This window comes from Streptomyces sp. NPDC001351 (assembly GCF_042896045.1).
Taxonomy (GTDB): Bacteria; Actinomycetota; Actinomycetes; order Streptomycetales; family Streptomycetaceae; genus Streptomyces.
In genome coordinates, this window is the sequence record NZ_JBIAWS010000001.1 from 46,642 (window position 1) to 72,318 (window position 25,677).

The 25,677-nt window shown below is 69.2% G+C and carries 22 protein-coding genes and 2 tRNA genes; 18 read left to right on the forward strand and 6 right to left on the reverse strand.

The genetic code is table 11. The features are described 5' to 3' along the window. The first annotated feature begins 42 nt into the window (after nt 1–42). Nucleotides 43–621: a biotin transporter BioY gene (locus ACFY1U_RS00210; RefSeq protein ID WP_390691892.1), complete on the forward strand. Its 579-nt coding sequence runs from the start codon at nt 43–45 to the stop codon at nt 619–621. Here ACFY1U_RS00210 and ACFY1U_RS00215 read toward each other — a convergent pair. Together ACFY1U_RS00215 and ACFY1U_RS00220 are read right to left on the reverse strand one after the other, a co-directional pair. Beyond that, on the reverse strand, nt 605–1,939 hold the full coding sequence (locus tag ACFY1U_RS00215) for an FAD-binding oxidoreductase (protein ID WP_390691893.1): 1,335 nt from the start codon (nt 1,937–1,939) through the stop codon (nt 605–607). The two genes, ACFY1U_RS00210 and ACFY1U_RS00215, sit on opposite strands and share 17 nt — an antisense overlap. Nucleotides 1,940–2,029: 90 nt before the next feature. After that, entirely contained in the window at nt 2,030–2,761 is a 732-nt protein-coding gene (locus ACFY1U_RS00220) for an LPXTG cell wall anchor domain-containing protein (protein ID WP_390691894.1), read from the reverse strand. Nucleotides 2,762–3,020: 259 nt separating this feature from the next. Here ACFY1U_RS00220 and ACFY1U_RS00225 point away from each other — a divergent pair, with 259 nt between their 5' ends. The 3 genes from ACFY1U_RS00225 (at nt 3,021) to ACFY1U_RS00235 (ending at nt 6,453) form a co-directional block, all read left to right on the forward strand. Beyond that, the gene (locus ACFY1U_RS00225) at nt 3,021–5,009 is read left to right on the forward strand and encodes a protein kinase (RefSeq protein WP_390691895.1); all 1,989 of its coding nucleotides are present in this window, start codon (nt 3,021–3,023) and stop codon (nt 5,007–5,009) included. Between the two features lie 54 nt (nt 5,010–5,063). Next, nucleotides 5,064–5,549 carry a ribose-5-phosphate isomerase gene (locus tag ACFY1U_RS00230; protein ID WP_390691896.1) on the forward strand — a complete coding sequence of 162 codons (486 nt, stop codon included), beginning with the start codon at nt 5,064–5,066 and terminating at the stop codon, nt 5,547–5,549. 94 nt (nt 5,550–5,643) lie between these two features. After that, nucleotides 5,644–6,453 (forward strand): Fpg/Nei family DNA glycosylase, encoded by an 810-nt coding sequence (locus ACFY1U_RS00235; RefSeq protein ID WP_390691897.1) that lies wholly within the window; start codon nt 5,644–5,646, stop codon nt 6,451–6,453. Between the two features lie 7 nt (nt 6,454–6,460). On the opposite strand, the gene ACFY1U_RS00240 is transcribed toward ACFY1U_RS00235, so the two are convergent. Then, nucleotides 6,461–7,690 carry a GNAT family N-acetyltransferase gene (locus ACFY1U_RS00240; RefSeq protein WP_390691898.1) on the reverse strand — a complete coding sequence of 410 codons (1,230 nt, stop codon included), beginning with the start codon at nt 7,688–7,690 and terminating at the stop codon, nt 6,461–6,463. Nucleotides 7,691–7,852: 162 nt separating this feature from the next. Here ACFY1U_RS00240 and ACFY1U_RS00245 point away from each other — a divergent pair, with 162 nt between their 5' ends. Together ACFY1U_RS00245 and ACFY1U_RS00250 are read left to right on the forward strand one after the other, a co-directional pair. Continuing rightward, a complete protein-coding gene (locus tag ACFY1U_RS00245; protein ID WP_390691899.1) occupies nt 7,853–9,043 on the forward strand; it encodes a PP2C family protein-serine/threonine phosphatase in 1,191 nt (396 codons plus the stop codon). A 4-nt stretch (nt 9,044–9,047) separates the two neighbouring features. Beyond that, complete coding sequence (locus ACFY1U_RS00250; protein WP_390691900.1) at nt 9,048–9,515, forward strand: HD domain-containing protein; 468 nt, start codon at nt 9,048–9,050, stop codon at nt 9,513–9,515. 104 nt (nt 9,516–9,619) lie between these two features. Here ACFY1U_RS00250 and ACFY1U_RS00255 read toward each other — a convergent pair whose 3' ends face one another. Then, nucleotides 9,620–10,798, reverse strand: a complete 1,179-nt coding sequence (locus ACFY1U_RS00255; protein ID WP_390691901.1) for an acyltransferase family protein — start codon at nt 10,796–10,798, stop codon at nt 9,620–9,622. A gap of 614 nt (nt 10,799–11,412) precedes the next feature. Between ACFY1U_RS00255 and ACFY1U_RS00260 the strand changes: the two genes are divergently transcribed. Beyond that, nucleotides 11,413–11,607 (forward strand): hypothetical protein, encoded by a 195-nt coding sequence (locus ACFY1U_RS00260; RefSeq protein WP_016435177.1) that lies wholly within the window; start codon nt 11,413–11,415, stop codon nt 11,605–11,607. 149 nt (nt 11,608–11,756) lie between these two features. Here ACFY1U_RS00260 and ACFY1U_RS00265 read toward each other — a convergent pair. Continuing rightward, a tRNA-Gly gene (locus ACFY1U_RS00265) sits at nt 11,757–11,827 on the reverse strand. A gap of 130 nt (nt 11,828–11,957) precedes the next feature. Between ACFY1U_RS00265 and ACFY1U_RS00270 the strand changes: the two genes are divergently transcribed. The 5 genes from ACFY1U_RS00270 (at nt 11,958) to clpX (ending at nt 16,839) form a co-directional block, all read left to right on the forward strand. Then, nucleotides 11,958–12,034 (forward strand) — tRNA-Pro (locus ACFY1U_RS00270). A 224-nt stretch (nt 12,035–12,258) separates the two neighbouring features. Then, on the forward strand, nt 12,259–13,656 hold the full coding sequence (gene tig, locus ACFY1U_RS00275) for a trigger factor (protein ID WP_390691902.1): 1,398 nt from the start codon (nt 12,259–12,261) through the stop codon (nt 13,654–13,656). Nucleotides 13,657–14,015: 359 nt separating this feature from the next. Beyond that, nucleotides 14,016–14,621 (forward strand): ATP-dependent Clp protease proteolytic subunit, encoded by a 606-nt coding sequence (locus tag ACFY1U_RS00280; RefSeq protein WP_181922768.1) that lies wholly within the window; start codon nt 14,016–14,018, stop codon nt 14,619–14,621. A gap of 69 nt (nt 14,622–14,690) precedes the next feature. Next, the gene (locus ACFY1U_RS00285; RefSeq protein WP_099928871.1) at nt 14,691–15,371 is read left to right on the forward strand and encodes an ATP-dependent Clp protease proteolytic subunit; all 681 of its coding nucleotides are present in this window, start codon (nt 14,691–14,693) and stop codon (nt 15,369–15,371) included. A gap of 178 nt (nt 15,372–15,549) precedes the next feature. Then, a complete protein-coding gene (clpX, locus tag ACFY1U_RS00290; RefSeq protein WP_030934339.1) occupies nt 15,550–16,839 on the forward strand; it encodes an ATP-dependent Clp protease ATP-binding subunit ClpX in 1,290 nt (429 codons plus the stop codon). 125 nt (nt 16,840–16,964) lie between these two features. Here clpX and ACFY1U_RS00295 read toward each other — a convergent pair whose 3' ends face one another. Next, entirely contained in the window at nt 16,965–17,939 is a 975-nt protein-coding gene (locus tag ACFY1U_RS00295; protein ID WP_390691903.1) for a hypothetical protein, read from the reverse strand. Between the two features lie 137 nt (nt 17,940–18,076). Between ACFY1U_RS00295 and ACFY1U_RS00300 the strand changes: the two genes are divergently transcribed. The 6 genes from ACFY1U_RS00300 (at nt 18,077) to mreC (ending at nt 25,660) form a co-directional block, all read left to right on the forward strand. Beyond that, on the forward strand, nt 18,077–20,701 hold the full coding sequence (locus tag ACFY1U_RS00300) for a valine--tRNA ligase (RefSeq protein WP_390691904.1): 2,625 nt from the start codon (nt 18,077–18,079) through the stop codon (nt 20,699–20,701). 159 nt (nt 20,702–20,860) lie between these two features. Further along, nucleotides 20,861–22,345 carry a bifunctional folylpolyglutamate synthase/dihydrofolate synthase gene (locus tag ACFY1U_RS00305; RefSeq protein ID WP_390691906.1) on the forward strand — a complete coding sequence of 495 codons (1,485 nt, stop codon included), beginning with the start codon at nt 20,861–20,863 and terminating at the stop codon, nt 22,343–22,345. Nucleotides 22,346–22,351: 6 nt separating this feature from the next. Further along, nucleotides 22,352–22,720: a DUF4233 domain-containing protein gene (locus ACFY1U_RS00310; RefSeq protein ID WP_390691907.1), complete on the forward strand. Its 369-nt coding sequence runs from the start codon at nt 22,352–22,354 to the stop codon at nt 22,718–22,720. A 72-nt stretch (nt 22,721–22,792) separates the two neighbouring features. Beyond that, a complete protein-coding gene (gene ndk / locus ACFY1U_RS00315; protein ID WP_030934323.1) occupies nt 22,793–23,206 on the forward strand; it encodes a nucleoside-diphosphate kinase in 414 nt (137 codons plus the stop codon). 300 nt (nt 23,207–23,506) lie between these two features. Beyond that, nucleotides 23,507–24,526, forward strand: coding sequence for a rod shape-determining protein (locus tag ACFY1U_RS00320; protein ID WP_099928866.1), 1,020 nt, complete (start codon nt 23,507–23,509; stop codon nt 24,524–24,526). A 180-nt stretch (nt 24,527–24,706) separates the two neighbouring features. Beyond that, nucleotides 24,707–25,660: a rod shape-determining protein MreC gene (mreC, locus tag ACFY1U_RS00325; protein WP_390691908.1), complete on the forward strand. Its 954-nt coding sequence runs from the start codon at nt 24,707–24,709 to the stop codon at nt 25,658–25,660. Nucleotides 25,661–25,677 lie beyond the last annotated feature (17 nt).

The window sequence follows — 25,677 nt, forward strand, 5'->3', positions numbered from 1 at the left end:
GTCACCGTGTCCCAGCATGTCCCCGTCACCCGCGGAGTCCCCATGAGCACCGCTGCCGCCACCGCCCGCCCCCGCGAGGTCCTCGCCGATCTCCTGCCTGCGTCCCGCGTCCGGGACGTGGCACTCGTGCTCGGCGGTGCCGCGCTCACCGGCCTCGCGGCCCAGATCTCCGTGCCCGTTCCGGGCTCCCCGGTGCCGGTCACGGGCCAGACCTTCGCCGCGCTGCTGGTCGGCACGACGCTCGGCGCGAGCCGGGGCCTCGCCTCGCTCGTCCTGTACGCGCTGGCCGGACTCGCCGGGGTGCCGTGGTTCGCGGGCGGCAGCTCCGGTGTCTCCGTCTCCTTCGGCTACATCCTCGGCATGCTTCTCGCCTCGACCGTCGTGGGCGCCCTGGCCCGCCGCGGCGCCGACCGCTCCGTGCTGCGCATGGCCGGCACCATGCTGCTCGGCGAGGCGATCATCTACGCCGTCGGCGTCCCCTACCTGGCCTACGCCGCCGACATGTCCGCGTCCGCGGCGATCGCGGCCGGTCTCACCCCGTTCCTGATCGGCGACGCCCTCAAGGCCGCCCTGGCGATGGGCGTCATGCCCACCGCCTGGAAGCTCATCGACAAGCGCTGAGGCTGTAGTTCCTGCGGAAGAGGTGCGCCGGGTCGTACGACGACTTCAGCTCGGCGAGCCTCTTTTGCGTTCCGGCGTCGTACAGCCCGTCCGTCCGGTCCCCGGCTCCGAAGGCGAAGTTGAGCGCACGCCCGATCGTGACCGGGGCGAGCAGGGCGAACGCCGGATCCAGCACCGCGCGCGCCGCGTCCCGGTCGCCCACCGTCAACAGCCGTACCAGGAAGCGCCCTTCGCGGTACGGAACCGAGTTCGGTGCGGGCCGGGCGAGCGCCCCGCCCAGGTGGTTGATCTGCAGGACACACATCGGACGACCCGCATCCGGCCCCACGGCGGCGAGCACCTCACCGGCCCGCTCCACGTCCAGCTCGCTCAGCACCGCGCTGTCCCCGTAGTACGCGTGCGGGAAGTCCGGATCGCTGTGGATGGTGTGGCTCTCGGCATACGGCATCTCACGCAGGGAGTCGGCGAGCACGGGCCCCGACTCCCGCAGCGGGGCGACGAGTTCATCACCGCCGGCCCCGGTGTACGCGACGCGCACGGAGACCACGTACCGGCCACGCAGATGCGGCGGCAACGCCGGCACGTCCGGATACGGTACGGCCGCGAAGGACGAGGTCAGCCCCTCGGGCACGGTCCGCGTCCACTCCTCGTACGCCCGCAGCAGGGCCGCCCCGTCGACCTGGCGGCCGTCGAACGCGAGGGAGCCGCCGTAGAGCGTCCGCACGGGTACGAGGCCGATCTCCAGCTCGGTGACGATGCCGAAGTTGTGGCCGCCGCCGAGCAGGGCCCAGTACAGGTCGGGGTCGGACTCCGGGGTCACATGCCGGAGCCGGCCGTCGGCCGTGACGAGGTCCAAGGAGCGCACGTGGTCGGCCGCGTACCCGAACTCCCTTGCCAGGATGCCCAGTCCGCCGCTCAGTGTGTAGGAGACGGCGCCGACGCTCGGCGCGGAGCCGTTGAGCGGGGCCAGGCCGTACGGCTCGGCGGCCGCCACGACCTGCCCCCAGCGGACGCCCGCCTGGACGCGCGCGGTGCGCGCCTCGGGGTCGACGGTCACCCGGTCCATCCGCTTCGTCGTCACCAGCACCCCGCCCTCACAGGCGCCGGGCAGCCCGTGCCCGGTGGCCTGGACGCCGATCGGCAGGTTGTGTTCGGCCGCATACCGTACGGCCGCGATCACGTCCTCGGCCGAGGCGGCGGCGAAGACGACAGCGGGACGCTGGGCGAACCCGGTCTGGAAGCCGGCGAGTTCGTCGTCGTAGCCGGGCTCGCCGGGACGGAGAATGAGCAGGTCAGCGGTGTGGTCGGCGAAGTTCATGAAACGCATCGTGCCCGCATAACCTGACAAGTTCCGTCAGGTTATGCGGGCGAAGTGGCGAGAAGTGGGGACCGGTGTGCCCGAGGGGGCTCAGCCGCGCAGCCGCTGCGCGGTCGGCCGCCGGGAGGACCACCACAGCCCCGCCGCACCGGCCGCGATCAGCGACGCGCCCGCCGCCCCCAGCGGCAGGACATCGCGTCCGACACCGGTCTTGGGCAGCTCCTTGCTACCGCCCGGCGCCACCGGCTTGTTGTCGGTGCCGAGGAGCAGCGGGGTGGCCGGGGCGTTCGGCGACGGGTTGGTCGTACCGAACGGAACCGGGCCCTGCTGCCAGTACGTCTTCTTCCCGTCACCGGACTGCACCGGCAGGCAGATCTTGCCGGTCTTGTGCACGTCGTATGTGGCGTCGACGGCAAACGACTTCGACTTCCCGGCCGCGAGATTGTCGATCGGGCAGGAGAAACCGCTGTTCGAGCCGGCCGGAAGGTTCTTTCCGTCAATCTGGGAGCAGCCTTGGACACCCTTGACCGTGAGGCCGTCGAAACCGACGACCAGAAGCTGGATCTTTCCGCTGTCCTTGGTCCCCCCGTTCTTCACCGTGGCGGTGAGCGCCGTCTTTTGCGAGCCATTGTCGACCGAGATCCGGGAGGGCAGGAGCGTGGTCAGCTTCACACCTGCCGGTGCCTCGTCGACGGCCTTTCCCCCCTTGCTGCTGCCGGGCCCCTGGTCGTCCGCGCTGGCGGTGAAGGAAAGGATCATCACCGCCGAAAAAGATGCCGCGACCAGCGATCCCGCGATGGTCGTCGTGCGACGAGAACTCATGTTCACATCCCCCTTGGCTGCGCCTGAATTCGCAGTACTTGAAGAGCTACCACAAGATTTCTCCGCACTATGCTGGTACGCCGTGAAGTGTGACCATTGTGTTTCAGTCGGGGCGCAGTCGAGATAATTGAGGTAGTTGAGAAAATTTCGGTGGCTGAGGGGGTGCAGCGGATTGCCGGGGAATACGAGGAGTGGCGGCGTTCCAGGGCTACTGGTGACGGGGCGCTATCGGTTGGTCGAAAGCATCGGCCAGGGAGGAATGGGGCGGGTGTGGCGAGCCGCCGACGAGATGCTCGACCGCCCGGTCGCCGTCAAGGAGATACGCATAGACGGCCTGGACGCGGAGGACATCCGCACCCGCCGCGAACGCACGCTGCGGGAGGCAAGGGCCACCGCACGGATCGACCATCCGAATGTCGTGCGGGTCTACGACGTCGTCGACGAGGGCGAACGCCTGTGGATCGTCATGGAGTTGGTCGTCGGCCGCTCCCTCGAACGGATCATGGTGGAGGAAGGGCCGCTGGGGCCGGCCGAGACGGCACGGATCGGGCTCGGTCTGGTGGCGGCGCTGCGCCAGGTGCACGCTCGCGGGGTCCTGCACAGGGACATCAAACCGGGGAACGTCCTGGTGGAGGACGGCGGCCGGCGCGTCGTCCTCACCGACTTCGGCATCGCCGCGATCCAGGACGCCAAGGCGCTCACCATGGTCGGCATGCTCGTCGGCTCCCCCGACTACATGGCCCCGGAACGCATCTCCGGCCACCCCCAGGGCCCGCCGTCGGACGTGTGGTCCCTCGGCGCGACCCTCTGCGCGGCCCTGGGCGGCCGCTCCCCCTTCTCCCGCGACACGACCCTGGCCACCCTGCACGCGGTCCTCTACGAGGAGCCCGAACTCCCCGCCGCGGCAGGCCCCCTGCGTGACCTCCTGGCAGCCCTGCTGGAGAAGGAACCGGCGGTCCGCCCCGCCCTGCCCGACCTGGAGGAGGCCCTGCGCCAGGTCGCGCACCCGGCACCCACGCCGACTCTTCCGGTGGGCGGGGGAGAGGGCGATGCCGCGGCGGCGGACGAGGAGGGGCGCGGGACGGAGACGGAGCCCTCTCGACCGGCGGATGCGCAAGAGCCGCCCGGGCCTCAGGAGCCACCCGGGCCCGAACCGGTCGAGGGCGCCGATCCGAGCCCGGGGGGTGCTGCCGCGGCCGAAGGCACGGTGCCTGCCGAAGCGGAGCCGGAGCCCGAGCACCCCGGCGGGGCCGAGGAACCCACCCCGGCCTACCTGGACACCCGTCTGGTACGCGCCGCACGCGACCCCAGGCAACCCGCACCCGTACTCGCTCCCGTCGAGGACGCGGTACCGCAAGAACCGCCGAACACCCACGACTTCCGCCGAGCCCACCCCCCGGCCCCGTCTCCGGAAGCGCCTCCCACCCCTTCCGCACCCTCCGTACCCGTGCAGTTCCCCAACGCCTCCACCGAAGTCCCCTCCGAACTGCGCTCGGAGGTCCGCTCGGAGACCTCGTCCGCCCCTTCCGCGCCCCCTGCACCCCAGGGGCCCGGCGTCTCCCTCGTCCGCCCCCATCCGCTCACGGAACAGCGCCCCGCGCACCCGAACGGCTCCGACGGCCCCCCTCGCAGTCGCCACCTCGCCGTAGTCGTGGCCGCGGTCGGTGTGGTGGCGGCCGGTGCCGTCGTCGCCGTACTCCTCCTGACGAACTCCGGATCACCCGGCGGCGACCAGGCGGGCTCCTCGACCGCACCGACGACATCCGCCACCACACCCGCCGGCAGCCCGTCGCCCACGGTGAAGGGCACGTCCAGGCCGCAGAGCCTGCCCCCGGGTGCGCACCGGGAGGGCGGCGGATTCGCGTGGGCGCCGCCGCAGGGCTGGCGGCGGGACGTGAAGACGGGGGCGGAGGTGCACTACACGTCCCCCGACGGTGCACAGGAACTGGTCGCCAAGTCGTCCCTCGCCCGCGGCGACCTCATGGAGACCTGGCAGAAGTCGGAGCGGGACGCCCACCAGGGCCAGGACTACCGGAAGATCCGCCTGGAGAAGACGACGTTCCGCGGCAACCCGGCCGTGGTCTGGGAGTACGCCTTCACCCTGAAGGGCACCCCCTGGCACGCCCGGCTGCTGGGCTTCGACCAGGACGGGAAGTCGTACCAGATCAACACCTGGTACCAGCCGGACACCGAAACCCAGGCCCTCAGGACCTACGACGAGGTCAAGGACAGCTTCGTGGTGCTGTGACGGGTGCGGCACCCGAGGCTGCCGCCCGGAAACAGCCATGTCACACTCGGAGCCATGCGCGTGTATCTCGGCTCCGACCATGCGGGCTTCGAACTCAAGAACCACCTCGTCGAGTGGCTCAAGGCGGCAGGCCACGAGCCCGTCGACTGCGGCCCCCACATCTACGACGCCCAGGACGACTACCCGCCCTTCTGCCTCCGCGCCGCGGAGCGGACGGCCGCGGACCCCGACTCCCTCGGCATCGTGATCGGCGGCTCGGGCAACGGCGAGCAGATCGCGGCGAACAAGGTCAAGGGCGTCCGCGCGGCCCTCGCCTGGAGCGAGGAGACGGCGTCCCTCGGCCGCCAGCACAACAACGCCAACGTCGTGGCGGTGGGCGCCCGCATGCACACCCAGGAGGAGGCGACCAAGTTCGTCGAGACCTTCCTGGGCACCCCCTTCTCCGAGGACGCCCGCCACATCCGCCGAATCGACATGCTCGCGGCCTACGAGACGACGGGCGACCTGCCCCCGATCCCGCCCCACCACCCGCAGCAGTAATTACCAGCAGGTCCGGAGCCTGAGGACGAGGCCGTTCAGGCCGATGGGGGTCCAGGGGGCGAAGCCCCCTGGGCGCGTACGAACAGGAGCCACCGTGCCAGAGGGGCACACGATCCACCGCCTGGCCAAGGACTACGCCACAAGATTCCTCGGCACGAGCCCCCACGTCACCAGCCCCCAGGGCAAGTTCTCCGACGCCGCACAACTCCTCGACACCGCCGAACTCACCCACACCGAAGCCCACGGCAAGCACCTCTTCCTGGGCTTCCGGGACACCGACTGGGTCCACATCCACCTCGGCCTCTTCGGCAAGGTCGCCTTCGGCGACGCCCCGGCGCCCCCGCCCACGGACACCGTCCGCCTCCGCCTCGCGAACAGCACCTCGTACGTCGACCTCCGCGGCCCCACGACCTGCGCCCTGATCACGGACGCCGAGAAGAACGCGATACACGGCCGCCTCGGCCCCGACCCTCTCCGCGAGGACGCCGACCCGCAGACGGCGTACCGGCGCATCACCCGCAGCCGTACGACGATCGCCGCACTCCTCATGGACCAGAAGGTGATCGCAGGCGTCGGCAACGTCTACCGCGCCGAGGTCCTCTTCCGCCACGGCATCGACCCCTACCGCCCCGGCCGGGACATCACCTCCGCCGAGTGGGACGCGATCTGGTGCGACCTGGTCGAGCTGATGCACGAGGGCGTCCGCAACAACCGCATCGACACCGTCCGCCCGGAACACACCCCCGAGGCCATGGGCCGCCCGCCGCGCGTCGACGACCACGGCGGCGAGGTCTACGTCTACCGCCGGGCCACCCTCCCCTGCCACATCTGCGCCGGCGAGATCCGCACCGCCGACCTCGCCGCCCGCAACCTCTTCTGGTGCCCCACCTGCCAACAGCGCTGACGCGCCGCTAGAACCCGTGCGGCAGCCAGGGCGCCACCGCCGAGCCGAACGCGAGCGACGCCTCCGCCAGCGCGCCCTGGCGCAGCTCGCGCACCCGGCCGGCCGCCGCCAGCGACGCGAGCGATACACCGCCGAGGTACGCCGAGCCCAACTCCCGTACGGACAGGGCGAGATCGGCCGCGTCTGTCGTACGCTCGCAGGACGCGCCCTTGGGGTCGCCGGTCAGTCGCAGGCGGCCCTCGTTCCAGGGGCAGAAGGCGTCCTCGACCTCCAGCACCACGTCCACCGGCGCCTGGTACGTGCGCGCCTGCAGCGCGGCGCCGACGTCCACCAGCCGTACGTGCAGCGAGTCCCGGACCAGCAGCGAGCAGCGGCGGATGTCGGACACCATGTGCTGCCACGGCTCGTCCAGCGGCCGCCGCCGCGCGTCGATCCTGGACGTCAGGTCGATCTCGAACAGGAACCGCCAGAGCGCCGCGTGCGCCGCCGGGTCCAGCGCGTCCACGTCCTGTACGACGACCGTCCCCTTGGGGCCGGCGGCCTCCCAGTCCCCCTTGATGCGGAAGCGGGCGTACCCGACGACCTCGCCGTCCCGCTCCGCGAGCACGCACTGCAGCGGCGACGCGCCGTCCCGCTCGCTCTCCGGGTCGAGCAGCCACAGCCGCTCCCAGCCCGGAATGCGCGCCACCATCCCGGGCCGCCGCGCGACCAGTTGGGCGTACACCGCCTCGCACGCGTCGATTGCGGCCGCCGGCTCGGCGTACCGCAGCCGTACGTCGTCGGTGCCGGGCGGCACGGACAGCCGTACACGAGTCGTGTCGATCTCGGCGTTGACGTGGTACGTCCCGACGCCGTACCCGAACCGTCCGTAGATCGCGGGTTCGGAGGCCGTCAGGACGGCCAGCGGCTCGCCCCAGGACCGTACGTCGTCCAACTGCCGCCGCATCATGGACCTCAGCACCCCGCGCCGCCGGTGCGTGGCGGCCACGGACACCATGGTCACGCCCGCGGCGGGCACCGCGGCCCCGCCGGGCACGGTCAGCCGGAAGGAGAACGCGCCCGCCGTCCCCACACACGCATCACCGTCCCAGGCACCGATCGAACGGTCCGTCTCGGTGAGCTCACGAAACAGCGCCCGCTCCTCGGCCGACTCCGGAATCCCGCCGAAGGCGCGGATCAGGTTGTCGTACCACTCGTCCCACTGTTCCCGGCGCAGTACCCGCAAGTCAGTCCCCATGAACCATGCCTACCAGGGCATTGCCGGACGAGCGAGGGAATTTCGCCTTGGCGGACCCGCGACGGCTTTCTGTGAAGTTCACTGTGAAGTTGAACCTCGGACGGGGGACAAGTGGGACCTCCCGTGCCAAGCAGCTGGTCCGATGGATAGGGTCCCGAACTAATGGCAGCAGGACGAGAGCGGCGCGCAGCAGCCGAGACGTTCACGGCCCGGTTGAAGATGCAGTGGCACCGGGTCCGCGTCGGCCTGCGCAGAAGCGCCGTGGACTACTTCCGCGGGGACGGCTCGGACTGGGTCGCGCTCGCCGGACTGCTCCTCACCGTCCCGCTGATCGCCGCCGTCACGCTCGCCAACTCCGTGTGGTGCTCCCCTGCCGTACTGGTCCTGCCGATCGTCGCGGGCGGCCTGCTGCTGCGCCCCGCGAGCCTGCTCGGGCTGTACGCGGCCGCGGCCACGGCGCTGATCGTGGAGTCGGTGAAACTGGGGCCCTACACGGAGGGCCCTTCCCGTGTCACCCCCGGCGTCGTACTGGTGGTCGCCGCCTGCGGGTTCTTCGGTCTGCTCATCGCCCAGTTCCGCAGCCGGGTCGGCGTGCCCTGGCGGCGCGGCGGCACCATGCTCTTCGACCTGCGCGAACGCATCCGGGTGCAGAGCAAGCTGCCGCTGCTGCCGGTGGGCTGGCACCGCGAGATGGCGCTGCGTCCGGCGGGCGGCCAGTCCTTCTCGGGCGACTTCGTGGTCGCCGCCCGCACCAACGGCGGCCGCACCATGGAGGTCGTCCTGACGGACGTCTCCGGGAAGGGCATGGACGCGGGCTCGCGCGCCCTGCTCCTGTCGGGTGCCTTCGGCGGCCTCCTCGGCTCGCTGCCCCCGCACGCGTTCCTCCCGGCGGCCAACGGCTATCTGCTCCGCCAGGACTGGGACGAGGGCTTCGCGACCTCGATCCACCTCGTCCTGGACCTCGACTCCGGCGACTACGAGCTCTACTCCGCGGGCCATCCGCCGGGTCTCCAGCTCAGCGCGGGGAGCGGCCGCTGGGAGGAGAAGGCGGCCGAGGGCCCGCTCCTGGGTGTGTACGACGGTGCGCAGTTCGACCCCGTGAAGGGCTCGCTCCGCCCCGGTGACGTGTTGATGCTGTTCACAGACGGCCTGGTGGAGACCTCCGACCGGGACATCGTCGAGGGCATCGACCGCCTCACGGGCGAGGCCGACCGCTATGTCGCCGGCGGCTTCCACGGCGCCGCCTGGCATCTCATCGAGGCGGTCGCGAAGGACGTCAACGACGACCGCGCACTCCTGCTGATCTGCCGGGAGGGCCCGACGGCGACCTCCCAGCCGCCGACTTCGGGCTGAGCCGATGACCGAAACCCCTGACAAGCCGATGACTCTCGCCGAGGTCGAAGCCACCGCCCGCGCCGCCCATGAAGGCCAGACGGACAAGGCGGGACGCCCCTACGCCGAGCACCTCCAGGCGGTCGCGGAGGGCGTGCGCAACCGCGGCGGCGACGAGGAACAGATAGCGGCAGCCTGGCTCCACGACTCCGTGGAGGACGACGCACTCTCCGAGCAATGGCTGGAAGAGGCGCCCCTGAGCCCCCGCACAAAGAACATAGTCCTGGCGGTCACCAAGCGCCCGGGGGAGGCACCAGAGGAGTACGCGGCCCGGATCCTGGCCACGCCGGGCGCTCTCCTGGTGAAGGAAGCGGACCTGGCACACAACGGGGACCCGGCCCGCCTGGCCCGCCTCACCGACGAGGCAACCCGCACAAGACTGACCGAGAAGTACGCCCACATGCGTGCACTTCTCGGCCTGCCTCAGCAGTAGCGCCCCAAAGGGGCGCGGGGCTGCATCGATATGCGGCTCCGCCGCGTGGGCCCGATCAACCACGACGAACCCGCACACGCCAGACGACATACCGTGGCAAATCCTCAGGCGCCGGCCATCTCGCGCCCCCGCGCACCTTCCGCCGCATCCGGCCGGAAGGCCCACCTCATCTCGGGCTCCATCACCCCCTTGAACACCCGCCGCACCGGCGAGCTGCACAACAACGTGACCGCCCCGGCAAACACCACGGTCACCAAGATCTCCCCCAACGGCCGGTGCAACCACTTCGGCTCGAACCAGCCGTAGAACTCCCCGGCCTTCACCAGGAACCCGTGCAGCAGATAGCCGTAGAGCGTGCCCGCGCCGAGCGCCGTGAACCACATCTTCCGGCGCGGCACCCAGGCGAAGAAGCAGGCGGTCAGCAGCAGCGAACAGCCGAACATGGCGAGCACCATGACCGGCCCGGTCCACCACGGCGCGCCCAACTCCTGGGCGGAGTCCCGGTGGTAGAACCACGCGGTGTTCATCCGCGGCACCGCCCACCAGCCGACGGCCAGCGCGCTCGCGAAGACCGGCACCGCCAGGATCCGCATCGTCCGTGTGCGCACCCTCTGGAAGTGCTCGGGCTTCATGCACAGGCCCAGTACGAAGTACGGCAGGAACTGCAGGACACGCTGGAGGTCGAGGTCGTTGCCGATCTCCGGCGAGACCGACCCGAACATCGCGATGCCGAGCGCGACGGGCAGCGGCCACCGCAGGGTCTTCCACAGCGGGGTGGTGAGGCGCCAGATGAACAGCGCGACCAGGAACCAGGTGAGGTACCAGGGGTCGAGCAGACTGACCGTCATGCTCGGGTCGTGGTCGCCGTAGCGCTTGAAGAGGGTGTACGCGGTCTCGAAGACGACGTACGGCACGAGGACGCCGGTGATCAGTCGCCTGACGCGGTCGGGGCGCATGTCGAAACTGCGCGAGAAGTAGCCGGAGATGATGATGAACGCCGGCATGTGGAAGGCGTACACGACCGTGTACGCACCCTCCAGGATGCGGCTGTCACCCTTCAGCGGCTCCCAGGAGTGGCCCATCGCCACCAGCACGATCGCCAGGTACTTCGCGTTGTCGAAGAACGAGTCGCGCTGTTTGCCGGGTTTGGCGGGGTTGTTCTGCTGTTTGGGGTTGTTCTGCTGTTCCTGCGGGGAGCGTGGGCTCGGCACTGCCGACGCCGGCGACTGTGCCGGAGGGAGCGGCGCTCTGTTCTGGCCGTGCGGGTGCAACGAGTTCGTCACAGACCCTCCCCCCGGAAACGGGGGGAGACGATCCCGGACCTCGCTGCGCGTGCGGAAGACGATGCAGCGTGAAACATCTGAGGCACCCTAGCGTCGTCTGTGGGTTTTCGTAAAACTCCCCACGTGGTTCCTTCCAATTGGCTTCGAGTACCCGCGATTAAGGGGAGTTGACAACCTCATGGAGGTGCCGGTCAACACACCATTGCATGTCCAGGTTGTTACGACTCGTCCCGACTAAATGGGGCATATGACCCGGGGGCGACTCCAGTGGAATGTCTGCTTCATTGGCCTTTCACGGGGCCCGTGTTGGCGACTCCGCTGCACCCGTCACAACAATTCGAAATACCTGCGAACGTGTTGTGTGGGTATGGAAACGATCTCGCTGAATTCCCTGTGCGGATGCGCCGTCGAATCGCTGTGCGAGCAACGGGCGTTGAGCTCTCGCGTGTGCCGCGCCCCGCATGGCTGAGGCAAAGGTCCGGCACAGGTGTCACGGATGATGCCTCACCTGCCGCATACGGGGGCCCTGTTGGTGGCACGATGGTTCTGGCGGGGGTGCGCGGGGCTGGCACCCCCGGGCCGGGAGAGCGGACCGACCGAGGGTGTGATCAGTTGTGGCCATTTCACTGTCAGTGGTGCTGCTGTTGGCGATCATCCTGGTGGTGTTGATCAGGGGAGGCTCGATCAAGGCCGGCCCGGCGATCGTCGCGGTGCTCTTCGGCTTCTTCCTCGCATCGACCGGCATGGCCCCGTCGATCAACCGGTTCCTGAACTCGATAGCGGAGACCATCAACTCGATCAGCTTCTGATCCGGGCAGATGCCCCGCCCGCGCAGGACGCGGAGGCCGCCGAGCCGCGCCCATGGACGATCGCGCCTCACGCGCCGGACGTACCGGGACCCGAAACGATCAGGGCCGGGCCGGAGGAAGATCCTCCGGCCCGGCCCTGATACGTGGAGAGCGGGCGACGGGAATCGAACCCGCGTAGCTAGTTTGGAAGACTAGGGCTCTACCATTGAGCTACGCCCGCACAGCGCGCGCCGCAGGTCAGGTGACCGCGGCACAGAAGGCATCGTAGCGGGTCCGGCCCCCTCGGCGCACACTCCGTAAATGCGGCAGCCGCGCTGCCAGCGGGCATGTACCCTACGTGTCGCACCTGACGGGGTGTGGCGCAGCTTGGTAGCGCGTCCGCTTTGGGAGCGGAAGGCCGTGGGTTCAAATCCCGCCACCCCGACCACCGACCGGTCAACACCGGTCACCCCGGGCGATCACCTCGCATGATCGCCTTTGGGGCGTTCAGCCGCTGCGGTTACTATGCAAGCTGCGCGCCCGTGTGTCTCATCCACAGGAATCCACTGGACCACCACTGGAGATCCTTCGGACGTCCTCCGGGCGGCGAAATCCGCCGGACCAGTCTGGCTCCGGCAGAAACCAAGAAGTCAGCCACAAGGAGACCGAACCGTGAAGAGCGCCGTGGAGACCCTGAACCCGACCCGGGTTCGGCTCACTGTCGAGGTGCCCTTCGAGGAGCTCAAGGACAGCCTCGACGCGGCGTACAAGAAGATCAACCAGCAGGTCACGGTGAAGGGCTTCCGGAAGGGCAAGATCCCGGCGCGCGTCATCGACCAGCGGTTCGGCCGCGGTGCGGTCCTGGAGGAGGCGGTCAACGACGCGCTTCCGAAGTTCTACACCGAGGCGGTCAACGAGGCCGACCTGAACGTCCTCGGCCAGCCCGAGGTCGACATCACGGAGCTGAAGGACGGTGAGACGCTGAACTTCACCGCCGAGGTCGACGTCCGTCCCGCCCTCGAGATCCCGGACTACTCCGGCATCGAGGTCGAGGTCGACGCCGTCGAGGTCACCGACGAGGACGTCGACAAGTCGGTCGAGCAGCTCCGCGAGCGCTTCGCCTCGACCTCCCCGGTCGAGCGTGCCGCCGAGGACGGCGACGTCGTCACCATCGACCTGGAGGCCAAGGTCGAGGGCGAGGTCCTGGAGGACGGCGTCGCGAACGGCGTCTCCTACACCATCGGCTCCGGCGAGCTGCTCGACGGCATCGACGACGCCGTCAAGGGCCTGTCGGCGGGCGAGGAGGCCACCTTCACCTCCGAGCTCAAGGGCGGCTCCGCGGCCGGCAAGGAGGCCGAGGTCACCGTCAAGGTCACCCAGGTCGCCGCCCGCGAACTGCCTGAGCTGGACGACGAGTTCGCGCAGCTCGCCTCCGAGTTCGACACCCTGGAGGAGCTGAAGGCGGACAGCCGCAAGCGCCTCGAGAACATGAAGCAGTACGACCAGGCCACGCAGGCCCAGGAGCGCGTCCTGGAGAAGCTGCTCGAGCTGGTCGAGGTCCCCGTCCCCGAGAAGCTGCTCGAGGACGAGATCAACACCCGTAAGCACAACCTCGAGCACCACCAGCTCGGCCAGATGGGCCTCGACCTCGAGAAGTACCTCGAGATCCAGGGCAAGACGGCCGAGGAGTTCGAGGCCGAGACCAAGGAAGCCGCGGTCAAGGGCATCAAGACCCAGTTCGTCCTCGACGAGCTGGTCAAGCAGGAGAAGCTCAACGTCAACCAGGAGGAGCTCACCGAGCACCTCATGCGGCGCGCGGCCTCCTCCGGCATGTCCCCCGACCAGTTCGCCCAGGCCGTCGTCGAGGGCGGCCAGGTTCCGCTCCTGGTCGGCGAGGTCGCCCGCGGCAAGGCCCTCGCGGTCGTCGTCGAGGCCGCCACGGTCAAGGACACCAACGGCGAGGTCATCGACCTGGACGACGAGGACGAGGTCGAGACGGCCGCCGAGATCGCCGCCGAGGCCACCGAGGCCGACGCCACCGAGACGGCCGAGGAGAAGACCGAGGGCTGACGACCGCCCGCGGCGCTGCGAGACGTCGTATGAAGGGCCCTGGGGAGACGTTCCCCGGGGCCCTTCTGGCTTGGGGTGAGGGAGCGCCCTTAAGGGGCGCGGGGCTGTGCCGATGTGCGGCTCCGCCGCGGGGCGCGAACGGCCCCCACTACCCGCAGTGGCCGACGAACGGAAAGTACCCACGACGCTACGCCCCCGGCGAACACCCCCCTCCGCGGGATTCCCCGAAGGGACCCGCGCGTTAGGGTCCATGAATATGGGGGCAGGGAACTCGGCGATACCGCCGGAGGCCCCCGCAGGAAAACGTGAGACGGCCCGGCGCCGTCGTAAGACGAGCAGGTGGATACGTGACGAATCTGATGCCCTCCGCCGCCGGCGAGCCTTCCATCGGTGGTGGCCTCGGCGACCAGGTCTACAACCGGCTGCTCAACGAGCGGATCATCTTCCTCGGCCAGCCGGTCGACGACGACATCGCGAACAAGATCACCGCACAGCTGCTGCTCCTTGCCGCCGACCCGGACAAGGACATTTACCTGTACATCAACAGCCCGGGCGGCTCGATCACGGCCGGCATGGCGATCTACGACACCATGCAGTACATCAAGAACGACGTGGTGACCATCGCCATGGGCCTCGCGGCCTCCATGGGTCAGTTCCTGCTCAGCGCGGGCACCCCGGGCAAGCGCTTCGCGCTCCCGAACGCCGAGATCCTGATCCACCAGCCCTCCGCGGGCCTGGCCGGCTCCGCCTCGGACATCAAGATCCACGCGGAGCGGCTGCTGCACACCAAGAAGCGCATGGCCGAGCTCACGGCTCAGCACACCGGTCAGTCGTTCGAGGAGATCACCCGCGCCTCCGACCGCGACCGCTGGTTCGACGCCGACGAGGCCAAGGAGTACGGCCTCATCGACGACGTCATCACGACGGCCGCCAACATGCCGGGCGGCGGCGGTACCGGGGCCTGAGCCCCACAGCGGGGCCCTGTGGCCCCGCACAGCCCCCAGCCGACCGCCTCAGCTCCTAGGAGACAGACAGTGAACGACTTCCCCGGCAGCGGCCTGTACGACCGCTCACGCGCCGAGTACACGGGCCCCACGGCGGAGTCCCGTTACGTCATCCCGCGCTTCGTCGAGCGCACCTCGCAGGGCATCCGCGAGTACGACCCGTACGCGAAGCTCTTCGAGGAGCGCGTGATCTTCCTGGGCGTCCAGATCGACGACGCCTCGGCCAACGACGTCATGGCGCAGCTGCTGTGCCTGGAGTCGATGGACCCCGACCGGGACATCTCGGTCTACATCAACAGCCCCGGCGGCTCCTTCACCGCGCTGACCGCGATCTACGACACGATGCAGTTCGTGAAGCCGGACATCCAGACGGTCTGCATGGGCCAGGCGGCCTCCGCCGCGGCCATCCTGCTGGCCGCCGGTACGCCCGGCAAGCGCATGGCGCTGCCGAACGCCCGCGTGCTGATCCACCAGCCCTACAGCGAGACGGGCCGCGGCCAGGTGTCCGACCTGGAGATCGCCGCGAACGAGATCCTGCGGATGCGTTCGCAGCTGGAGGAGATGCTGGCCAAGCACTCCACCACGCCGATCGAGAAGATCCGCGAGGACATCGAGCGCGACAAGATCCTCACGGCCGAGGAGGCGCTCTCGTACGGCCTGATCGACCAGATCATCTCCACCCGGAAGATGAACAACGCGGCCGTCCGCTAGTCGGAGGCTGTATCGTCTGCCGCCCCTTGGCACGGTAAGTGTGCTTTGACACGCTGCACGTCAAAGTGAACCGCGCCAAGGGGGGCCCGAACGGGGGGCCCGGCAAGGTACCGTCGGATTAAGGCAGCACCAGGAGCCGCTGGATTCAGGCGTCTCCCAGGCGAAGGGGAAGCACACCGTGGCACGCATCGGTGACGGCGGCGATCTGCTCAAGTGCTCGTTCTGCGGCAAGAGCCAGAAGCAGGTCAAGAAGCTCATCGCAGGGCCTGGTGTGTACATCTGCGACGAGTGCATCGACCTCTGCAACGAGATCATCGAGGAAGAACTCGCGGAGACGAGCGAGGTGCGCTGGGAGGAACTTCCCAAGCCGCGCGAGATCTACGAGTTCCTCGAGGGCTACGTCGTCGGCCAGGAGCCGGCGAAGAAGGCCCTCTCGGTGGCGGTCTACAACCACTACAAGCGCGTCCAGGCCGGCGAGAACGGCGGCGCCAACGGTCGTGACGACGCGATCGAACTGGCGAAGTCCAACATCCTGCTGCTCGGCCCCACGGGCTCCGGCAAGACCCTCCTGGCCCAGACCCTGGCCCGCATGCTGAACGTGCCGTTCGCCATCGCCGACGCCACGGCGCTGACGGAGGCCGGCTATGTCGGCGAGGACGTCGAGAACATCCTGCTCAAGCTGATCCAGGCGGCCGACTACGACGTCAAGAAGGCCGAGACCGGGATCATCTACATCGACGAGATCGACAAGGTCGCGAGGAAGAGTGAAAACCCCTCCATCACGCGCGACGTGTCGGGCGAGGGCGTCCAGCAGGCCCTGCTGAAGATCCTGGAGGGCACGACCGCCTCCGTGCCTCCGCAGGGCGGCCGCAAGCACCCCCACCAGGAGTTCATCCAGATCGACACGACGAACGTCCTGTTCATCGTGGGTGGCGCCTTCGCGGGCCTGGAGAAGATCATCGAGTCGCGCGCGGGTGCCAAGGGCATCGGCTTCGGCGCGACGATCCGCTCCAAGCGCGAGCTGGAGGCCAAGGACCAGTTCGAGGACGTCATGCCCGAGGACCTGGTCAAGTTCGGCATGATCCCCGAGTTCATCGGCCGCCTCCCGGTCATCACCTCGGTCCACAACCTGGACAGGGAAGCCCTCCTCCAGATCCTGGTGGAACCCCGCAACGCGCTGGTGAAGCAGTACCAGCGCCTGTTCGAACTCGACGGTGTGGAACTGGACTTCGAGCGCGAGGCCCTGGAGGCCATCGCCGACCAGGCCATCCTCCGCCAGACCGGCGCGCGAGGCCTGCGCGCCATCATGGAGGAGGTCCTCATGTCGGTCATGTACGAGGTCCCGTCCCGCAAGGACGTGGCCCGCGTGGTCGTCACGGCGGACGTCGTCCACTCGAACGTGAACCCGACCCTGATCCCGCGGGACGCGCGCAACGGGCGGGGACCGGGGGAGCAGAAGACGGCGTAACCGCCACGAGCACCAAAGAGGTGCCCGGCGCTTTCCGCAGCGCCGGGCACCTCTTTCGTCATCCGGGACTCCCGCCCGCAGCAAGCGCCGTTGTCACGGCGGGAGTTGTCCGACTGAGACCGCGGTCAGGCCTTGACACGTACGTCGTTGCGGAGCTTTGCCGCGAGGGAGGCCGCGTCGTCGATCGAAGTCCCGCCGCCGGCGAGGTCGGCCAGGCTGAAGGACGAGACCACCGCGACGGTGCTGTGGTCACCCCAGATGCACATCGGCATCTTGATGGTCTTCGCGGAACCGGCGCCCGACGCGGCGCCGTCGAGCTCGATGATCTGACATTTCATGACGCCGTTCGAGAAACCGGAAGGCGTGACCGCCTGCGGGCTGCCGACCAGCTTCCCCTTGGTCCCGCTGCTGCCCTGGTCCTTCTGGGACTCCGACTTGACCTTGGCGAACATGGCGTCGACGACGGCCTCGGGATCGTCGATGGTGCCGTACACACCACTGAAGGACAGGTTCTTCGCGCTGAGGCCCGTGCCGCTCTTGTACCCGGCGCTGACGTCCTTGGCGTTCTGCACGCCCCACTTCTGGAAGTCGGCCTTGTCCTCGCTGGTCATCTGACCGGCGGAGTCGGCACTCTGGGACTTCGTGTACTCGCCGCCGATCACGGTCGCCGGCGCCGTCAGCTTGTGCGCACCGTCGTCCGAGACGCTGCCGCCGCCCCCGCCCGCATTGCCGAGCACGAGGTACGCCCCGACCCCGATGGCCGCCACGACCGCCACCGCGCCGATGATCAGGCCCGCCTTCTTGCCGCCGCCGCCGGGCTGGGGCGGCTGCGGGACGTTGTAGGGCTGCTGGCCGTACGGGTCCTGGCCGTAGGGGGGCTGCTGCGGATAGCCGTAGCCGGGCTGCGGCTGCGGCGGGGGAGCCTGCTGCGGGTAGCCGTAACCCGGCTGGGGCTGGGGCGGAGGGGCCTGCTGGGGGTAGCCGTAGCCGGGCTGGGCCGGAGGCGCCTGCGGCGGCTGCTGGCCGTAGGGGCCCGGCTGGCCGTACGGTCCGGGCTGCTGGGGCTGCCCGCCGTACGGGCCCGGCTGGTTGTAGCTCATTACTGGGTTCCCCTCCAGAATGTTTATGTGGTGCCGACATCCTGGCGCAGACACGGACAGCGCACCGCATCGGGGCCCCCACCGTTACAGAGCAAACACGTTTCGGGACACCCCCGAGACACCCCTAAACTGACCCCGTGACCGAGAACGCTCAGCAGCAGCCACCAGCGCCCAGCACCGAACTGCCGACCCAGTACGCGCCGGCCGATGTAGAGGGGCCGCTGTACGAGCGCTGGGTAGAGCGCGGTTACTTCGAGGCCGACGCGAAGAGCGACAAGCCGGCGTACACCATCGTCATCCCGCCGCCGAACGTCACGGGCTCGCTCCACCTGGGCCACGCCTTCCAGCACACACTCATGGACGCCCTCACCCGCCGCAAGCGCATGCAGGGTTACGAGTCGCTCTGGCTGCCCGGCATGGACCACGCCGGTATCGCCACCCAGAACAAGGTCGAGCAGCAGCTCGCCGAGGAGGGCAAGTCCCGTCACGACCTCGGCCGCGAGGAGTTCGTCGAACGTGTCTGGCAGTGGAAGGAGGAGTACGGCGGCAAGATCCTCGGCCAGATGCGTCGCCTCGGCGACGGTGTCGACTGGAGCCGCGAGCGCTTCACGATGGACGAGGGCCTCTCCAAGGCCGTCCTCACCATCTTCAAGCGGCTCTACGAGGACGAGCTGATCTACCGCGCCGAGCGCATCATCAACTGGTGCCCGCGCTGTCTGACGGCCATCTCGGACATCGAGGTGGAATACCAGGAGGACGCGGGCGAGTTGGTCTCCATCCGCTACGGCGAGGGCGAGGACAGCCTCGTCGTCGCGACCACGCGTGCGGAGACGATGCTCGGTGACACCGCGGTCGCCGTCCACCCCGACGACGAGCGCTACCGGCACCTGGTCGGCAAGCAGATCAAGCTGCCGCTCACCGACCGCACCATCCCGGTCGTCGCCGACACCCATGTCGACCCGGAGTTCGGCACCGGTGCGGTCAAGGTGACCCCGGCGCACGATCCGAACGACTTCGAGATCGGCCGGCGCCACGACCTGCCGTCCCTGACGATCATGGACGAGCACGGCGTCATCACCGTCCACGGCCCCTTCCTCGGCCTGGACCGCTTCGAGGCCCGCTCGGCCGTCGTCGGCGCCCTCAAGGAGCAGGGCCGCATCGTCGCCGAGAAGCGCCCGTACATGCACTCGGTCGGCCACTGCTCGCGCTGCAAGACCACGGTCGAGCCGCGGCTTTCCATGCAGTGGTGGGTCAAGGTCGGCCCGCTCGCCAAGGCCGCCGGTGACGCGGTCCGCGACGGCCGCGTCAAGATCCACCCCGAGGACATGTCGAAGCGCTACTTCGACTGGGTCGACAACATGCACGACTGGTGCATCTCGCGCCAGCTGTGGTGGGGCCACCGCATCCCGATCTGGTACGGCCCGGACGGCGAGGTCGTCTGCGTCGGCCCCGACGAGGAGCCGCCCACCGGCGAGGGCTGGACCCAGGACTCCGACGTCCTGGACACCTGGTTCTCCTCCGGCCTGTGGCCGTTCTCCACGCTCGGCTGGCCCGAACAGACCGAGGACCTGCGGAAGTTCTACCCGACCGACGTCCTGCTGACCGGCCACGACATCATCTTCTTCTGGGTCGCCCGGATGATGATGTTCGGCCTCTACGCCATGGACGGCGAGGTCCCCTTCCACACCATCGCCCTGACCGGCCTGGTCCGCGACGAGTTCGGCAAGAAGATGTCGAAGTCGAACCCGAACGCGGTCGACCCGCTGGTCTGGATGGACGCCTACGGCTCCGACGCCGTCCGCTTCACGCTCGCCAACGGCGCCAACCCGGGTGCGGACGTGCCGATCGGCGAGGACTGGGTCAAGGCCTCCCGGAACTTCACCAACAAGATCTGGAACGCCACCCGCTTCGCCCTCATGAACGGCGCCACGGTCGAGGGCCCGCTGCCGGACGCCTCCGAGATGTCGGCGACGGACCGCTGGATCCTCTCCCGACTGAACACGACCGTCGCCCAGGTCGACGCGTACTACGACGACTACCAGTTCGCCAAACTCGCCGACGCGCTCTACCACTTCGCGTGGGACGAGGTCTTCGACTGGTACGTCGAGCTGTCGAAGACGACGTTCTTCGCGGGCGGCGAGCAGGCCAGGGTCTCCGGACGGGTCCTCGGTGAGGTCCTCGACGTGACGCTGCGGCTGCTCCACCCGGTCATCCCGTTCGTCACCGACGCCCTGTGGACCACGCTCACGGGCGGCGAGTCGCTGGTCATCGGCGAATGGCCGCAGGACAGTGCTTTCCGCGACAAGGACGCCGAGCTGGAGATCGAGCTGGTCCAGCGGGTCGTCACCGAGGTGCGCCGGTTCCGCAAGGACCAGGGCCTCAAGGACGGGCAGAAGGTCCCGGCCCGTCTGACCCTCGACGGCACGGCGCTGGCTCCGCACGAGGCGGCCATCCGCCAGCTGCTGCGTCTGCAGCCGGAAGGCGAGGGCTTCACGGCCACGGCGACCCTGCCGGTCGGCGGCGCCGAGGTCGCCCTCGACCTCTCCGGCACGATCGACGTCGCGGCGGAGCGCAAGCGCCTCGCGAAGGACCTCGCGGCCGCCGAGAAGGAGAAGGCCCAGGCCACCGCCAAGCTCGGCAACGAGGCGTTCCTGGCGAAGGCCCCGGACAACGTGGTGGACAAGATCCGCGGGCGCCTTACGAAGGCGGACGAGGACATCGCACGGATCAAGGCCCAGCTGGACCGGCTGCCGGCCGCGTAGCACACGTATGGCGGGTACGGGCCCCGGGACTCTTTCGTTCCGGGGCCCGTTGCCGACCGAGGGGCTGCGCAACCCCGGCGGTGCGGGATGCCGCTTCCTTGGGACGGGCGCCCCCCGGGCGGCACGACTGCCCGCGGGCCGCGTACGTAGACTGGCCCCGTGAGTGAAAGCGACCCCTTCGACGACATCGTCGCCGCCGAGACCGACCGCGACCCCGACCTCGCGATCATCGAGGCCGGCAGCCGCACCCTGCGCACGCAGGGCGGCCCGCCGCAGGCCGATGTGCCCGCGCGGCCGGAAGACCCCGAGGTCGACAAGGCCCTGCGCGAGGTCGAGGCGGAGCTCGCCACCCGCTGGGGTGAGACCAAGCTCGAGCCCTCCGTCAGCCGTATCGCCGCGCTGATGGACGTCCTGGGCGAGCCGCAGCGCTCGTACCCCTCGATCCACATCACCGGCACCAACGGCAAGACCTCCACCGCCCGCATGATCGAGGCACTCCTCGGCGCCTTCGAACTGCGCACCGGCCGGTACACGTCCCCGCACGTCCAGTCGATCACCGAGCGCATCAGCCTGGACGGCGCCCCCATCTCCGCCGAGCGCTTCGTCGAGACGTACGAGGACATCAAGCCGTACATCGAGATGGTCGACGCGCAGCAGGAGTACCGGCTGTCCTTCTTCGAGGTGCTGACGGGCATGGCCTACGCGGCCTTCGCGGACGCGCCCGTCGATGTCGCCGTCGTGGAAGTGGGGATGGGAGGCTCCTGGGACGCCACCAACGTCATCGACGGGGACGTCGCCGTCGTCACCCCCATCGACCTCGACCACACCGACCGCCTCGGTGAGACGCCCGGCGCGATCGCCACCGAGAAGGCCGGCATCGTCAAGCAGGGCGCGACGGTCATCCTGGCCCAACAGCCGGTGGACGCGGCCCAGGTGCTGCTGAAGAAGTCCGTCGAGGTCGACGCCACCGTGGCCCGCGAAGGCCTGGAGTTCGGGGTCGTGGCGCGTCAGGTCGCGGTCGGCGGACAGCTGCTCACCCTGCGCGGCCTCGGCGGCGAGTACGACGAGGTCTACCTTCCGCTCCACGGCCCGTACCAGGCGCACAACGCCGCCGTCGCGCTCGCCGCCGTCGAGGCGTTCTTCGGGGTCGGCTCCCAGCGGCCCGAACCGCTCGACATCGACACCGTCCGCAAGGCCTTCGCTGCCGTCTCCTCGCCGGGGCGGCTCGAAGTCGTACGGCGCTCGCCCACCATCGTCCTGGACGCCGCCCACAATCCGGCCGGCGCCCGCGCCACCGCCGAGGCGATCGGTGAGGCCTTCGACTTCAGCCGGCTGATCGGCGTGGTCGGCGCGAGCGGCGACAAGAACGTACGAGGGCTGCTCGAGGCCTTCGAGCCGATCTTCGCCGAGGTCGTCGTCACGCAGAACTCCAGCCACCGCGCGATGGACGCCGACGAGCTCGCCGCGATCGCCGTGGAGGTGTTCGGCGACGAGCGCGTCCAGGTCGAACCAAGGCTGCCGGACGCCCTGGAGGCTGCGATCACGCTGGCCGAGGAGGAGGGCGAGTTCGCGGGCGGCGGCGTGCTCGTGACCGGCTCCGTCATCACCGTCGGCGAGGCCCGGCTGCTGCTGGGAAGGGGCTGACCACTCGTGCGTACGCTCTGTGCCTCGACCCTGATCGGCGAGTTCTTCGTGATCGGCTTCGCCGGACTCGTCGCCATGAAGGACCCCGGCCTCACCACGTCGACGGTGTGGACGGTCAGCGGCATCGCGATGTTCCTGTGCGTGGCGCTGTGCGGTGTCGTGACGCGTCCCGGCGGCATCGCGCTCGGCTGGGCCCTGCAGGCCGCCCTCGTCGCCTCCGGCTTCGTCGTCCCGACGATGTTCTTCCTCGGCGCGGTCTTCGCGGCCCTGTGGTGGGCCTCCGTGCACTACGGAAGGAAGATCGACGAGGCGAAGGCGCGGTTCGCCGCCGCGGAGACAGGCTCTACGGGTTCCTCCGCACCTGACGCTGTGTGACAGGGCCCCGGACACGCCCTGTAATCTTCGAACACCTCCCGCACCATCCTTGATCTTCCATAGGAGCCCGCAGTGACCCAGCGCACCCTCGTCCTGCTCAAGCCCGACGCGGTCCGCCGTGGCCTGACCGGCGAGATCATCAGCCGTATCGAGCGCAAGGCCGGCTGGCAGATCACCGCGCTGGAGCTGCGCACCCTGGACCAGGAGACCCTGGAGCAGCACTACGGCGAGCACAAGGGCAAGCCCTTCTACGAGCCGCTGGTGGAGTTCATGGCCTCCGGTCCGGTCGTCGCGCTGATCGTCGAGGGCGAGCGGGTCATCGAGGGGCTGCGCGCGCTCGCCGGCCCGACCGACCCGATCGCCGCCGCACCCGGCTCCATCCGCGGCGACTACGGCGTGATCGTCCGCGAGAACCTGATCCACGCCTCCGACTCCGAGGAGTCCGCCGAGCGTGAGGTGAAGATCTTTTTCCCCGGCCGCGGTTGAGCGACAAACCTATGAATTCTTGAGTGACCGTCAGGTCGCTCGCCCGTCTGACCTGGGGCGGCCGAGAGTTTCCGGCCGTCCTCCGGCATATGCGTGCCGATCGGGGGAACGAGTGCCCCCGATGGGCCGTCTCCACAAGCGAGGCGGCGCTTCATCTGCTGACAATGGCGAAGACCCTCGCGCAGTGTTCGTGCAGGCGCGTCTACGATGGAAGCCTTCACGTCACAGCACCCACTTCGCCGACCTGAAAAGCCCTCAAAAGCTCCCAGGAAGGCCAGACGAATCCTGATGGGGAACTCAATGTCGTTCATCGGCCGTGACATGGCTGTCGACCTCGGGACCGCCAACACGCTGGTGTACGTCAGGGGACGCGGGATCGTACTCAACGAACCGTCCGTCGTCGCGATCAACACCAATACCGGTGGCATCCTCGCGGTCGGCGCCGAGGCGAAGAAGATGATCGGTCGGACCCCTGGCAACATCGTTGCCGTACGACCGCTGAAGGACGGCGTCATCGCCGACTTCGAGATCACCGAGCGGATGCTCCGCTACTTCATCCTGAAGATCCACAAGCGGCGGTATCTCGCGCGGCCGCGCGTCGTCGTGTGTGTGCCCTCCGGCATCACGGGCGTCGAGCGCCGCGCCGTGATCGAGGCGTCCTCGCAGGCCGGTGCTCGTCAGGTGCACATCATCGAGGAGCCCATGGCGGCGGCCATCGGCTCCGGCCTGCCGGTCCACGAGGCCACGGGCAACATGGTGGTGGACATCGGCGGCGGCACCACCGAGGTCGCGGTCATCTCGCTCGGCGGCATCGTCACCGCCCAGTCCATCCGCGTCGCGGGCGACGAACTGGACAACGCGATCATCCAGCACATCAAGAAGGAGTACTCCCTCCTCCTCGGTGAGCGGACGGCCGAGCAGATCAAGATCACGATCGGTTCGGCCTACGACCTCGACGACGACCAGCACACCGAGATCCGCGGCCGGGACCTCGTCTCCGGACTGCCCAAGACCGTCGTCATCTCCGCAGCCGAAGTGCGCAAGGCGATCGAGGAGCCGGTCAACGCCATCGTCGACGCCGTCAAGACGACCCTCGACAAGTGCCCGCCGGAGCTGTCCGGCGACATCATGGACCGGGGGATCGTGCTGACGGGCGGCGGGGCGCTGCTGCGCGGCCTCGACGAGCGGCTGCGCCGGGAGACCGGGATGCCGATCCACATCGCCGAGGACCCGCTGGACAGCGTGGCGCTCGGATCGGGCAAGTGCGTCGAGGAGTTCGAGGCGCTCCAGCAGGTGCTGGACGCCCAGCCGCGCAGATGACGGCAACTCTTCGATTCCGCCGTACGGGACGATCTCCTCTCGTACGGCGGATCGTTGATATAGAGGCAGTTGATATAGAGGCATAAGCTCGCCCATAAGCCTCTGCCCGCTGGAACTGCCCAGCTGAACTGAACACCTGAACCTCTGCACATTCCTATGAGGAAGGCACGGCCGCCGCACGTGAGGGACACACGAGAGAGCCGGCTGCTCCTGGTGCTGCTGATCGCCATCGCGTTCGCGCTGATCACGGTGGACATCCGCGGCGGGCAGGACTCACCGGTCGACGGTGCCCGCCAGGTCGCGGCCACCGTGTTCGGCCCGATCGAGGACGGCGTGTCCTCGGCGGTCGACCCGGTCGGCAACGCCGTCTCAGCGGTCCGTGACTCGGGCACCCGGCACGACCGGCTCGCCCGTCTGGAGACGGAGAACGCGACCCTCAAGGCGAAACTCGGCAGCGACGACCGCAACCGCAGCCGCCTGGCGCAGCTCGACAAGATGCTGAAGGTCTCCGCGGAGGGCCAGTACGGCATCAAGGGCGCCCAGGTCATCGCCATAGGAGCGGCCCAGGGCTTCTCCTGGACGATCACCATCGACGTCGGCGCCAGCGACGGCATCAAACGGGACATGACGGTGCTGAACGGCGACGGCCTGGTCGGACGGGTCACCAACGTCGGCCCCGACGCCTCCACCGTCCTGCTCGCCAACGACCCGGACTTCACCGTCGGCACCCGCATGGAGGGCAGCGACGAGCTCGGCTTCGCCACCGGGCAGGGCGACCGCCCGCTGCGGGTGGAACTGCTCAACTCCAAGGCCGATGTGAAGAAGGGCGACCGCCTGGTCACCTTCGGCTCCGAGGCCGACAAGCCCTTCGTGCCGGGCGTCCCGGTCGGTGTGGTCTCCCGCGTCGACCCGTCCGGCGGCAACCTGACCCGCACCCTCTACGTCACTCCGTACGTCAGCTTCTCCAAGCTCGACATCGTCGGCGTCGTCGTGGAGGCCCCGAAGAAGGACCCGCGCGACACGGTGCTCCCCGCCAAGCCCCAGCCGACGCCCACGCCGACGGTCACCGTCACGGTCACCCCGTCCGCGGACGCGTCTGCGAACGCGACCGCATCGCCCGGCCAGACCCCGTAGCAGTAGGAGCTGAATCC

Coding starts and splice junctions, on each gene's coding strand:
- ACFY1U_RS00210 (WP_390691892.1), top strand. CDS start 43: ATGAGCACCGCTGCCGCCACCGCCCGCCCCCGCGAGGTCCTCGCCGAT.
- ACFY1U_RS00215 (WP_390691893.1), bottom strand. CDS start 1,939: ATGAACTTCGCCGACCACACCGCTGACCTGCTCATTCTCCGTCCCGGC.
- ACFY1U_RS00220 (WP_390691894.1), bottom strand. CDS start 2,761: ATGAGTTCTCGTCGCACGACGACCATCGCGGGATCGCTGGTCGCGGCA.
- ACFY1U_RS00225 (WP_390691895.1), top strand. CDS start 3,021: ATGGGGCGGGTGTGGCGAGCCGCCGACGAGATGCTCGACCGCCCGGTC.
- ACFY1U_RS00230 (WP_390691896.1), top strand. CDS start 5,064: ATGCGCGTGTATCTCGGCTCCGACCATGCGGGCTTCGAACTCAAGAAC.
- ACFY1U_RS00240 (WP_390691898.1), bottom strand. CDS start 7,690: ATGGGGACTGACTTGCGGGTACTGCGCCGGGAACAGTGGGACGAGTGG.
- ACFY1U_RS00245 (WP_390691899.1), top strand. CDS start 7,853: ATGGCAGCAGGACGAGAGCGGCGCGCAGCAGCCGAGACGTTCACGGCC.
- ACFY1U_RS00250 (WP_390691900.1), top strand. CDS start 9,048: ATGACCGAAACCCCTGACAAGCCGATGACTCTCGCCGAGGTCGAAGCC.
- ACFY1U_RS00280 (WP_181922768.1), top strand. CDS start 14,016: ATGCCCTCCGCCGCCGGCGAGCCTTCCATCGGTGGTGGCCTCGGCGAC.
- ACFY1U_RS00295 (WP_390691903.1), bottom strand. CDS start 17,939: ATGAGCTACAACCAGCCGGGCCCGTACGGCGGGCAGCCCCAGCAGCCC.
- ACFY1U_RS00320 (WP_099928866.1), top strand. CDS start 23,507: ATGTCGTTCATCGGCCGTGACATGGCTGTCGACCTCGGGACCGCCAAC.